The organism is Streptomyces melanosporofaciens (assembly GCF_900105695.1).
Taxonomy (GTDB): Bacteria; Actinomycetota; Actinomycetes; order Streptomycetales; family Streptomycetaceae; genus Streptomyces; species Streptomyces antimycoticus.
Genome location: NZ_FNST01000002.1, coordinates 5,502,572 through 5,514,436, shown reverse-complemented (window position 1 = coordinate 5,514,436; position 11,865 = coordinate 5,502,572). Strand labels below are relative to the sequence as shown.

Annotated in this window: 7 protein-coding genes and 1 pseudogene; 6 read left to right on the top strand and 2 right to left on the bottom strand. The window is 72.4% G+C overall.

The genetic code is table 11. The annotated features are described in order from the left end of the window. The first annotated feature begins 244 nt into the window (after positions 1-244). Positions 245-1,879 (top strand): glycosyltransferase 87 family protein, encoded by a 1,635-nt coding sequence (locus BLV72_RS26645; RefSeq protein ID WP_093470555.1) that lies wholly within the window; start codon positions 245-247, stop codon positions 1,877-1,879. 483 nt (positions 1,880-2,362) lie between these two features. On the opposite strand, the gene BLV72_RS26635 is transcribed toward BLV72_RS26645, so the two are convergent. Then, positions 2,363-3,655 (bottom strand): molybdopterin-dependent oxidoreductase, encoded by a 1,293-nt coding sequence (locus BLV72_RS26635; protein ID WP_093465359.1) that lies wholly within the window; start codon positions 3,653-3,655, stop codon positions 2,363-2,365. 153 nt (positions 3,656-3,808) lie between these two features. Here BLV72_RS26635 and BLV72_RS26630 point away from each other — a divergent pair, with 153 nt between their 5' ends. After that, positions 3,809-5,206, top strand: coding sequence for a hypothetical protein (locus tag BLV72_RS26630; RefSeq protein ID WP_093465358.1), 1,398 nt, complete (start codon positions 3,809-3,811; stop codon positions 5,204-5,206). An 82-nt stretch (positions 5,207-5,288) separates the two neighbouring features. Further along, positions 5,289-6,605 carry a polysaccharide deacetylase family protein gene (locus tag BLV72_RS26625; RefSeq protein ID WP_093465356.1) on the top strand — a complete coding sequence of 439 codons (1,317 nt, stop codon included), beginning with the start codon at positions 5,289-5,291 and terminating at the stop codon, positions 6,603-6,605. Between the two features lie 38 nt (positions 6,606-6,643). On the opposite strand, the gene BLV72_RS26620 is transcribed toward BLV72_RS26625, so the two are convergent. Next, positions 6,644-8,623: a transglycosylase domain-containing protein gene (locus tag BLV72_RS26620; RefSeq protein WP_093465355.1), complete on the bottom strand. Its 1,980-nt coding sequence runs from the start codon at positions 8,621-8,623 to the stop codon at positions 6,644-6,646. Between the two features lie 425 nt (positions 8,624-9,048). Here BLV72_RS26620 and BLV72_RS52475 point away from each other — a divergent pair. The 3 genes and pseudogenes from BLV72_RS52475 to BLV72_RS26610 all read left to right on the top strand — a co-directional run. Then, positions 9,049-9,797 (top strand): annotated as a pseudogene (locus BLV72_RS52475) (MbnB/TglH/ChrH family RiPP precursor modification enzyme); the annotation flags it as partial. 57 nt (positions 9,798-9,854) lie between these two features. Beyond that, complete coding sequence (locus tag BLV72_RS52470; protein ID WP_483153942.1) at positions 9,855-10,355, top strand: SCO6045 C-terminal-like domain-containing protein; 501 nt, start codon at positions 9,855-9,857, stop codon at positions 10,353-10,355. Positions 10,356-10,363: 8 nt separating this feature from the next. Then, positions 10,364-11,326: a TIGR04222 domain-containing membrane protein gene (locus BLV72_RS26610; RefSeq protein ID WP_244320974.1), complete on the top strand. Its 963-nt coding sequence runs from the start codon at positions 10,364-10,366 to the stop codon at positions 11,324-11,326. Positions 11,327-11,865 lie beyond the last annotated feature (539 nt).

Here is an 11,865-nt window from a genome sequence, read left to right as displayed (position 1 = left end):
ATCGCCGCGCGGCCTGCTGCGGCCCGGCCGACTCGCGCGATGGACCGGCCGGGTGCCTGATCGGCACTCCGCTCCGGGCCCTCGCCCACCGGCCCGCGACCGCCTCGCACCACCGTCCGGCAGCACGGACGAGCCCCGCCCGGCAGAGCGCCCCACCCGGGCCGCGCGGGGGCGGACCGCCCACCCGTGGATATCCCCGCTCGCGCCGGCCACACTGCTCGGCTCGCTGGTCGCCGTCCTCGCCCTGACCTTCCGCAGAGACGACTTCCACACCGCCCCGGGCACGCTCTCCCGCTGGTACGCCCTCGCCTGGGTGCTGTTCGCCGCGGCGGCGTGGACAGTCCGCCGCCTGGGCGCCCGCCAGGCCGCCGTCTTCGTGCTCGCAGGCAGCGCCGCGGTCGCCGCCACGGGCCTGCTCGGGCCGCCGCGCACGAGCACCGACGCCTACCGCTACGCTTGGGACGGACGTGTGCAGGCCGCGGGCATATCCCCCTATGACCACGCGCCCGAGGACCCCGCGCTCGCTCCGCTGCGCGACCGCTGGCTCTTCCCGACGGACTCCGCCTGCCACGGCCCCGACCGCGCCCCCGTCCGCCCCGCACCCGAACCTCCCGCGCCCGGCGCCCACCCACGCACCGATCCGGCGCCCGACCACGCGCCCAACGCCCCCAGCAACACGCGCGAGGCCCCCGACCACACGCGCGGCACCTCCGGCCCAGCCGAGTCGCAGTGCACCCGCCTCAACCGCCCCGCGGTCCATACGATCTATCCTCCCGTCGCAGAGGGCTATTTCCTGCTTGTACACCGCTCGGCGCCGTCAGGTTCCACTCTCCTCCCCCTGCAGACCGGCGGCGCGCTGCTGTCCGTCGCCACCACCGCCGTGCTGCTCGCCGCGGCACGCCGCCGCCCCGATCCCCGCCTCGCGACCGCCCGCGCGGCGCTGTGGGCCTGGTGCCCGGCCGTGCCGGTGGAGGCGGTGAACAACGCCCATGTCGACGCGCTGGGTGTGCTGTTGACCGTCGCGGGCCTGGTCGCCGTCCCCCGCCGCCGCGCCCTGGGCGGCGTGCTGCTCGGCGCGGCGATCGCCGCCAAGCTGCTGCCCGCCGTGACCCTGCCGGGTGCGCTCTCCGGCATCCTCGCCACGAACCCCAAGACCCCCAAGGCCCCTGAAAACGCCGGGAGTCCCGCCTCGCCAAGCGCCCGGCTCCGCCGCGCCGCGGCAGCGGCGGTGCGCCCCGCCTCCGCAATCGTGCTGCCCGCCGCGGCCGTCGTCGCGCTCGGCTACCTTCCGTACGTCCTGCTCTCGCGCTCCTCCGTGCTCGGCTATCTCACCGGCTATGTGGCCGAGGAGGGGTACGAGACGGGCTCCACCGCCGCGGACGACAAGAACCGCTACGCGCTGCTGCGCCTGCTCCACCCCGCCCCGGAGAGCTGGGCCCTGCCGGTGGTCGCCGCCGTCCTGCTCGTGGTCGTCGCGTGGGTGCTGCTGCGCGGCGATCCCGGGCGGCCCTGGCGCGGCGCGCTGGTGGTGACCGGGACCGCGTTCCTGCTGATGACGCCCGGCTATCCCTGGTACGCGCTGCTGGTGGTGGCGCTGGTGGCCCTCGACGGGCGCTGGGAGTGGCTCGGCCTGCCGCTCGCGGGAGTTGCCCAGTATGTGACGGCCCGTGCGGTCGACGAAGGCGCGTGGGTCGGGACGCTGGGGTACGCGGTCGCCGGCGCGGCGGTCATGGCCGGCTGGGCCGTGCGGGCCCTGCGGGCGGCTTCCGCTCCCCCGCCGCCGGGGCCCCACGCCGAGGCCCCGGGCGACGCCGCCACACCCGGATCGCCACCCGGATCGCCAGCCACACGGCCGAGGCGGCGAAGAGTCCCGCGGTGATCAGCAGCCAGCGCGGCCAGAAGACGTCGGCGCTCAGCCCGGTCGCGTTCTCGTAGCGGCGCTCCCGCCGACCGAGGATCAGCGGGAACCACACCAGCAAAAGCAGCCCGGAGAGGAAGACGGGCACCCGCACATGGTTGATCCAGCGGGCCGCGGCCGGGAGCACGGCGCCCACGGCACGGTCGGCGAGCGCGTACAGCGGCAGCAGCACCAGGTCATGGAGGATGGCGGCGCCGACGATCCACAACAGGATCCCGAACCAGTCGCCGCTCAGCAGCTTGAGCCCGGCGTAGCCGGTCAGCGCGAACGAGCACAGCAGCAGCACCAGCCGCAGCGGTGATTCCGGCTCCAGCCGCCGCGGCCCGAAACGGCGCAGCGCGGCCCGCGGCCCGAAACGGCGCAGCGCGGCCTTCATACGGTCCCCTCGAAGCCCGCTCATACGGCCTCCCCGAGCCCCCCTCATGCGGCCTCCCCCAAGCCCCTTCACGCGGTCTCCTCGAAGTTTCCGAAGGTCAGCCGGCCGACCCACTTGGTGTTGTGCACACCCGGGGCCCCGGGCACGATCACCCGCGCCGGATAGCCGTGATCCGGCGACAGATCCGCGCCGTTGACCTTCAGGGCCAGCAGCGAGCGGGGGTCGCGCACCTGGACGTCGCTCAGCACGACGCGGCGGAAGGAGCCGTGCCGCTGCACCGACTCCACCAGGACCCTCGGTGGCCGGTCGGCATGCCCCACCAGCGCGGCGAGGTCGGCCAGCCGCACCCCGTCCCACCGCTGGTCGGAGGTGGACCACCCCTCCACACAGGCGATGGGCAGCGCCGCGCCGTGTCGCGGCAGCCGCAGCAGCGCCTCCCGGGTGAGGACGGTCTCGCGGCCCGTCGCGCCGCGCACCGTCAGCCGCCAGTCGGGGCCGATGTCGCGGGCGCGGAGGCCGACGGCCATGGTGGTCTTGTTGATCTGGAAGCCGTTGGGCCCCGACCCCGGGTTGCGGCCGTGCGGCGCGAGTACGGCGGTCTCGCGCAGCGCGCCGCCGATGCTCTGACCGGCCGTCACCACCAGCAGCGCGAACGAGCCGGTGCCGACCATGGCGAGCGCGCCCCGCCGCGACATGGTGGGCGCGGCCGGTTGCGGGCTGACCAGGCCGGTCTCGTCCGGCGGCTCCGGCTTGGTGTCGTGGGCGCGGGTGCGCAGCTCGGCCCGCAGCTCGCGGCTGCGCAGCGCCCGCACCATGGCCGGGAACCGCAGCGCCACATGGACCACGAGGGCGGCCATGAAGATCCACGCCCCGTAGAAGTGCAGCGGGTAGAAGGACCCGGGGAAGATGTAGTCCAGCTGGACGTTGAGCACCCCGGTCGCGAATTCGAACAGCCCGCCGCCGACCAGCGCCAGCAGCGAGAGCCGCTCCAGCCCGTGCCCCACCGACCGCACCGGCGGCCAGGTGAACAGCTTGGGGATCACCGACCACAGCTTGGCCAGCAGCACCGGGACGAGCACGATCCCGAGGGTGACGTGCACGCCCTGGTTGACGCGGTAGAGCCAGGAGGGGTTGGTCGGCCAGGTGAAGAGGTAGAAGCCGAGCAGCCCCTTGTCCGGGGTCTGGTCGTTGACCGGGGACAGGCCGGGGTTGTAGGCGGCGTACGACAGCAGTCCGGTCACGAAGAGCACCGGCAGGCCGAAGAGCAGGATCACGCCGAAGACAGACGTCAGCCAGGGGCCGCGCAGAGGACTGCGCCACAGCGCGCGGCCGTCACGGTGGGTACGGGGAGGGTGGCTCATGGCATGACGGTAGGGCGGCCGCGCCGCGTTCCGGGGCCTTGAGCCCATGACGAAACGGTGACGTCAGCCGCCCCGGCCGCGAGGATCTGACGGTCCGGTGACGTCGCGCGGGGCGGCGGCCCGGACGCGGGTTTCACGACGTAGCGTGACGTCGTGAAACTCCCTCTCCAGAGCGGCATCGACACCGGGGCCGTCGAGAACGAGAAGCGGACCGGCCGCCGCCGGGATGTGCTCGCCGCCGCTGCCGCCGCCGTGCTCTTCGCCGTCGCCGCCGTCGTCGGCACCCTGATCCAGCGGGCCGATCACTCGCTGTACGTCGACTGGGCGCCGCTGTACGCCGACTGGCTGCCCCATGTGGGCCCCGGCACGCCCGCCGCCCTGGCCGTCGCCGCGGCGGTCGTCGTCCACGCTCCCCGGCTCGCGGTGCGGCTGCCGTGGCGCGGGCTGCTGGGGGCCGTCTGGGCGGCGTCCATGGCCTGGATCTGGTCACTGGCGCTGGTCGACGGGTGGCAGCGGGGGGTGGCGGAGCGGCTGACCGCGCGCCACGAATATCTGCGCGGTGTCGACCGGTTCCACGACATCGGCGCGGCCCTGCGCGGCTTCACCGGCCATATCCTGCTCACCCAGCCCGACCACTGGCCCGCCCATATCGCGGGCCATCCGCCGGGCGCCGTGCTCACCTTCGTGGGCCTGGACCGGCTGGGCCTGGACGGCGGGGCCTGGGCGGGGGCCTTCTGCATCACGGTGGGCGGCTCGGCGGCGGTCGCGATCCTGGTCACGCTGCGCGCCCTGGGGCAGGAGCGGGCCGCGCGCGCTGCCGCCCCGTTCCTGGTCCTGGCGCCCGGGGCGGTCTGGGTGGGCGCCTCGGCCGACGGCTATTTCGCGGCCGTCGCGGCCTGGGGGCTCGCGCTGCTGGCGCTCGCGGCGACGCGTACGGTCCGGGCGCCCGGGGCGGTCGCGTTCGGCTCCGGGCTGCTGCTGGGGCTGACGGCCTATCTCTCGTACGGGCTGACGCTGCTGGCGCTGCCCGCCGTCGCCGTGCTCCTGCTCGCCCGTACCGCGCGGCCGCTGCCCTTCGCGCTGATGGGGGCGGCGGTGGTGGCCGGTGCGTTCACGCTGACCGGTTTCCAGTGGTGGGAGGGGTACTCCCTGCTGGTCGAGCGCTACTACCAGGGCGTGGCCTCGGACCGCCCGTACGCGTACTGGGTCTGGGCCAACCTGGCCGTCGCGACGGTGGTCGCCGGTCCGGCCGGTGTCGCGGGCGTGCGGCGCATGCTGTCGGCGGCGCCGGACACCGTAAGGCGGCTGCGGCCGGGCGGCCCGGGCGCCCCGGACGGGCTCGTGGTGCTGACCTTCGCCGTGCTGCTGGCGCTCGCCGTGGCCGATCTGTCCGGAATGAGCAAGGCCGAGACGGAGCGGATCTGGCTTCCCTTCCTGGTCTGGCTGCTGCCCACCGCCGCACTGCTGCCCGCTGTTGATCGTCGCCGCTGGCTTGTGGCCCAGGCGTGTCTCGGACTGCTCGTCAACCACCTGCTTTTGACCGGTTGGTGAGGAGACCGATGTGAAGGGCACGTGATACTTCTGTGATACTGAGGGGGACGTACATCTGTACTGTTGCCAGGGGGCGGGACCCGTGAAGGCGCTGAAGATCGTGCAAGCGTTGAAGGCTTTAAACGCGAAGAACGCCTATGGCGTGGCCGCGCCCATAGGCGCGCTCACGGCCGTGGCCGTCGTGGTGGCGCTGCTGATAGCCCTCACCTCGCCGGGGGACGCGGGCGGCGCACAGGACGGGGATCTCCCCGCCGCCGCGGCGTCTCCCAAGTCGGACCGGGTCCCCAGGGAGCCCAAGAAGAAGGACAAGTACGCCCATTGGGACGGCAAGGTCAAGGTGCTCGGGGACGGCTCCACGTCCTACACCGGACCGCAGCCGCATCAGCTCAAGCCTGAGAAGCTCAAACCGGGTGAGAAGCCCCCGCAGTTCGTGGTCTTCTCCTGGGACGGCGCGCTGGAGAACGACGACCATCTCTTCTCCCGCTTCCGCCAGGTCGCCAAGGAGAGCGACGCCACGATGACGTTCTTCCTGAGCGGCATGTATCTGCTGCCCAAGACGAAGAGCGACCTCTATCGCCCGCCCCAGCACAAGCCGGGCTCGGCCGCCATATCCTTCCCGACCGACGAGCACATCAGGGAGACCCTGGAGCAGCTGAGCGGGGCCTGGCAGGACGGCAATGAGATCGGCTCCCACTTCAACGGCCACTTCTGCGGCGCCAAGGGCGGGCAGGACTGGTCCACCCAGGAGTGGAAGAGCGAAACGGAGCAGGCCATCTCCTTTGTGAAGCACTGGAAGACCAACACCGGCTTCACCGACATCAAACCGCTGCCGTTCGACTACGACGTGGAGCTGGCGGGCGGACGCGCGCCGTGCCTGGAGGGCCAGAAGACGCTGATTCCGGCCATCAAGTCCCTCGGCTGGCGCTATGACGCCAGCTCCCCGGGCGACTTCCAGCTCTGGCCGTCCAAGATCGACGGGATCTGGAACTTCCCGCTGCAGCTGGTGCCGTACCCGGAGAGCGAGAAGCAGGTCCTCTCGATGGACTTCAACTTCCTCTTCAACCAGTCCGGTGACAGCACCGAGGGCGATCCGGCGAAGTACACGGAGTGGGAGCGGCTGACCCGCGAGGGCTATCTGAACGGCTTCGAGCGGGCCTACAACGGCAGCCGGGCGCCGCTGTTCATCGGCAACCACTTCGAGACCTGGAACGGCGGCATCTATATGCAGGCCATCGAGGACGTGATGCGGAGCGTCTGCCGCCGCGACGGGGTGCGGTGCGTGTCGTTCAAGCAGCTCGCCGACTGGCTGGACGCCCAGGACCCGAAGGTCCTGGCGAAGCTGCGGATGCTGGACCCGGCGGAATCGCCGGACTGGTCCACGTACACCAAGACCAAGTAGTCGGGACGGCAGTCCTGTTGCCGGGCTTCCCCCGGGACCTATTCCGCCGCCCGGTCCGTCATATAGCTCTTCCAGATGTCCAAGGGGTAGGTGCCGCCCGAGATGTCGGTGGCTTTCCCGCCCATCCCCTTGAGCGGCATCAGCTCCTGCGACTTGGGGTCCACCCGGGACAGCGAGACCGCCGTCGACAGCTTCTTGGTGTAGCCGACGAACCAGGCGGAGTTGCCGTCCTGCGCCGTGCCCGCCTTACCGGCCACCTCACCACCGGCCGCGGCGGCCCCGCGCGCCGCGCCCTCCGGGCTCTGGACGGAGCCCCGCAGCGCATCGTCCACCTCCGCCGCGACCGCCGGGCTGAAGGCCCGCCTGGCGCTGTCCTTGCGCAGCTCGAGCCGCTGCCCGCCGTGGGTGAGCCCGCTCACCGAGTACGGCGCGTGGTGCGTGCCCTCGGCGGCGAACGTCCCGTAGGCGCTGGCCATACGGATCGAGCTGGGCGTCGCGGTGCCGAGCGAGAACGCGGGCACCCGCGCGCCGAAGCTGCTGGGCAGCATCCCCGCGTCGATGGATGCCTGCCGGACCCGGTCCAGGCCGACGTCCATGCCCAACTGGATCATCGGGGTATTGATGGACCGCACGATCGCCTGGCGCAGGGAGACCTGCCCATAGGAGGCGTCACCGTCGTTGCCGGCCCGCACGATCTTGCCGCTGCGGTCCCAGTACGGCCCCTCGGGCGTATGCACCGCGATCTTGTTGTCGCCGTCGTAGAGCGTCGAGGGGGTCACGGGCGTCCGCTCCCCGTTGCGCTTCAGCAGAACGCCGTCGCGCAGCGCGGCCGCGTAGACGAAGGGGGTGAAGGAGGTGCCGGCCGGGACGTTGGAGGCGTTCGCGTCGTTGAATCCCTGCTCCAGATAACCGGGGCCGCCGTACAGCGCGCGTATCGCGCCGCCGGGGGCCACCGAGGCGGCGCCGATCCGCACATGGCGGTCCTCGGGGCGATGCTCGGGATCGAGGGTGTCCCGGGTCTTCTTCACCGCCTTGGCCAGCGCCTGGACCTTCGGCTTCTCGAAGGTGGTGTGAATCTGATAGCCGCCCAGGTCGAAATCGGCGTCGGATATCTCGGTATGGGAGCTCACATACGCCTTGGCCGTCTCCACCAGATAGCCGACCTGACCGGTGAGCCCGGCCGACTTGGGCGGCGCCTTGGGCTCGGGGAACGACGTATAGCGGGCCCGCTCGGACCGGGAGAGCTTTCCGATGTCGACCATCCGGTCCAGCACCCACTTCCAGCGGTCGACGGCCCGCTTGTGGTTCTTGGCGCTGAGCGTGGGATCGAATGTCCCGGCACCCTTGAGCAGCGAGGCGAGCAACGCGCCTTCGCTCGCGTTGAGTTCCGAGACGTCCTTGCCGTAGTACGCGTACGCCGCCCGCTGAATGCCGTAACTGCCGCGCCCGAACCAGCTCGTGTTCAGATAGCGCTGAAGGATCTCCCGCTTGCTCATCCGGTCGTCCAGCTTGATGGCCATGAACATCTCGGTGAGCTTGCGGGAAAAGGTCTGGCGCTGATTCAGATAGGCATTCTTCACATACTGCTGGGTGATGGTGGAGCCGCCCTGGGTCTCACCGCCCGTCACCATCCGCGTCACGGCGCGCATCAGACCGCTTGGGGACACTCCGCTGTCGGAGTAGAAGCTGGCGTTCTCGGCGGCGAGCACCGCCCACTGGACATCCTGCGGCACCTTGTCCAGCGGCACCTCCTGCCGGTTGACCGGACCGGTGCGGGCCATCTCGCTGCCGTCGGCCCAGTAGTAGACGTTGTCCTGCTGGGTGGCGAAGTCGTTCAGGTTCTTGGGTATGTCGGTCTGCAGATACAGATAGCTCAGCAGACCGGTCAGACTGCCGAGGCAGAAGACGAAGAGGAGGGTGATCTGACGCCACGACGGCAGCCATCGCCCCACACCACGCCGCCCCGCCCGGGGGTAGTCCAGCCGGACCCGCGCCGCCGCCCAGCGGCGCAGCCGCATCCCCCGGCTCCCCGAGGACGGCTTTCGGCGGTGCTTGCGGTGCTTCCCCATGGCGTTGTCGCTGCTGCCCAGCACGTGTTTTCCCCCACGCTCGCTCCGCGCGCGGGCGCGGCACAAAGGTGTGATCTTCCATCCCCCCGGACCAGACGATCCTATTTTCCCCTCTGAACGTCTGTCGCCACAGGGCCCCAATTTTTTGTAACAGTGACCATATTCAGCGACACCACCCACCCGATGACCTTTCGCACCGCCCGGACCACCCCTGCCGACGGCCCCGCGTACGCCCCTCCGGCGTGCTGCCGCGAAGCTCAAATGAAGCTCTGAACCACGGGCCCGGGGGATTCGTCCTCCTTCTACGGGGTCATCACCTCGGCACGCGAGAACAACACCGCGGGGGACGCGGTACGGAACGAGGAGGGGGAGCCATGGTGCGCCTCGGTACCGGAATCGGCTGGCGACCGGAGATCGCCGACGACATCGCACGACTGCCCGGCATCGACTGGGTCGAGGTGGTGGCGGAGAACATCTGCCCCGACCATGTGCCGGACGCGCTCCGGCGGCTGCGCGAGCGCGGGACCACGGTGGTCCCGCACGGGGTGTCGCTCGGCCTCGGGGAGCCGAGCGGCCCGACCCCGGCCGCCTCAAGGCGCTGGCCGAGCGGGCCGAGGCGCTGGGCTCACCGCTGGTCACCGAGCACATCGCGTTCGTCAGGGCCGGGGGCCCGCTGACCGCGTCACCGGCCATCGAGGCCGGGCATCTGCTGCCGGTGCCGCGGACCCGTGACGCGCTGGACGTGCTGTGCGAGAACGTGCGCATCGCACAGGACGCGCTGCCGGTGCCGCTCGCGGTGGAGAACATCGCGGCGCTGATCTCCTGGCCCGGCGAGGAGATGACCGAGGGTCAGTTCCTGGCCGAGCTCGTGGAGCGCACGGGGGTGCGGCTGCTCATCGACGTGGCCAATCTGCACACCAACCACGTCAACCGGGGCGAGGACCCGGCCAAGGCGCTGGACGAGCTGCCCACGTCGGCGATCGCCTACGTCCATGTGGCGGGCGGGGTGGAGAAGGACGGGGTGTGGCACGACAGCCACGCCCATCCGGTGACCCAGCCGGTGCTCGACGTCCTCGCCGAACTGTGCGCCCGTACGGCACCGCCCGGCGTACTGCTGGAGCGCGACGAGGACTTCCCGGCGGCCGGGGAGCTGGCGGGCGAGCTGGACGCGATCCGCGCGGTGACGGCGGCGGGGGTCGTGGAAGGGGCCGTCGCTCCGGCGACGACCTCCGCCGCGCCTGGCGCCCCCGTGCCGGACGCCGTCCGGGAGCGGCTGGCGCTCGCCCAGACCTCGCTGCTGTCCGCGCTGGTCGGGGGCACCCCGCCGCCCGAAGGCTTCGACCGGCGGCGGCTGCGGGTGCAGAGCGCGGCGCTGACGGCCAAGCGGGCGTCCGTGGTCGCCAAGGTGGCCCCGGAGCTGCCGGAGATCCTGGGCACCGGCTACCGCCCGGCCTTCGCGCGGTACGCCGACGGCCGCCCGATGACCGGCGGCTACCGCCGCGACGCGCTGGCGTTCGCCGAGCAGCTGCTGGCGGACGGCCGGCCCGAGGACCCGGCCGCCCGGCGCCGCCTGACGCTGTGGTGGCAGGAGCGGTCCGGGCCCGCGCCCCTGGCGTCCCATCCGGCGGCACGGCTGGCCCGCCGGGTCCGGCTCGCGCTGAGCGGGCGGCGAGCGGCATGAGCGCGGCGGTGATCCTTATCTACGCAGCTGTCGCCCTGTCGTCGGTGGTCCTCATCACCGGCACGGTCCGGGCCCGGCGCGGGGAGGCCGTGGGGCCGGTGGACGCCCGGGCGTATGACCTGCTGGAGGCCGCCTTCCTGGCGGGCGGGCCGGGCCGGACGGCGGACACCGTGATCAGCGCGATGTACGCGGACGGCCGGCTGGCGATCGGGGATCCCGGCGTGGTCTCGGTACGGCAGCCGATCGCGCGCGGCCCGGTCGAGGAGGACCTGCTGCGGCTGTGCGCCGGTTCCCCGCACGGCGCTTTGAACTGGCTGCGCCGGGAGTTGATGCGCAGTGCCTCGGTGCAGGCGATCGGCGACCGGCTGGCGGGGCGCGGGCTGATGGTGCGGCCGGACGCCCTCCGGTTCTGGCGGCGCGCGGCACGGGCGCAGAACACGCTCTGCGCGGTGGGCGTGTTCCTCGCCATCGTGATGACCATCGGCTCCGTGGCCGACGACGGACTTCCGCTGATCTTCGCAATCGCCCCCGCGCTCTTCACCGGCTTCCTCATCGGCGGAATCTGCGCCGGCGCGGCCAAGCGCCGACTGACCGCCGCCGGGAAGCGGGCGCTGGTGGCGTACCGAAGGGAATCGGGGGTCGGCGAACGGCGGCACACCCTGTCCGTCGGCCATCCCGCGACGATCCCCGTCGCGGTCGTCGTCGCGCTGACCGGGGCGGCCACCCTGACGGACGATCCGCTGCTGCGGAAGCAACTGCTGGACGCGCAGAAGGTGCCGAGCGGTTCGGGCTCGTCGAGCGACTCGGGGTCGTCGGGTACCTCGGACTACGGCGGCGGATCGTGGTGCGGAGGGGGCGGCTCCGGCTGCGGAGGCTCCTCGTGCGGCGGCTCCTCCTGTGGCGGGGGCGGAGGATGCGGCGGCTCCTCGGGGTCGAGCTGCGGCGGGGGCGGAGGATGCGGCGGCGGCTGAGCCGCCGTACGACGGGGCTGGGTTGCTGCCAGGAGTCCCGGAAGGTCTGGGAGGCCGCCGCGCACCACCAACCACCGGCGGGCGCCAAAGGTGTTGGCGGCAGCCGCGGCCCGGTGAAACTGCCCACCCCCAGTGCCGATGACGCACTACCACCAGCGGGCGCCGGGTGCGGGCGGGTCGGCCGTAGCTCTGCCGGGCCGATCCGCAGCCCGGTAGATCGCTCGGCACCCGCTGCCGATGACAATCCCGCACGCCACCAGCGGGCGCCGGGTGCGGGCGGCCAGGCCGAGCCGCCGCCCGATGAAACGCCCCCGTGCCGATGACGATCCCGCGCGCCACGACCAGCGGGCGCCGAGTATGGGCGACCGGCCCGAGCCGTAGCCCCGTGAAACCGCCCAGCACCCAACTGCCGATCCCGATCAGCCAAGCGTCCTCGCCGATCCGCAGCGGCCCGGGCACCACCTCCCGCGCCGGGGCCGCGGGGGACGCGGGGGACGCGGGCGATCGGTCGCCGCCCTCGGGCAGGCCGCGCGACCGGC

Bases quoted from the DNA above. Each gene is read 5' to 3' on its own strand.
- BLV72_RS26635 (WP_093465359.1), bottom strand. From the start codon at position 3,655: ATGAGCCACCCTCCCCGTACCCACCGTGACGGCCGCGCGCTGTGGCGC.
- BLV72_RS26620 (WP_093465355.1), bottom strand. From the start codon at position 8,623: ATGCGGCTGCGCCGCTGGGCGGCGGCGCGGGTCCGGCTGGACTACCCC.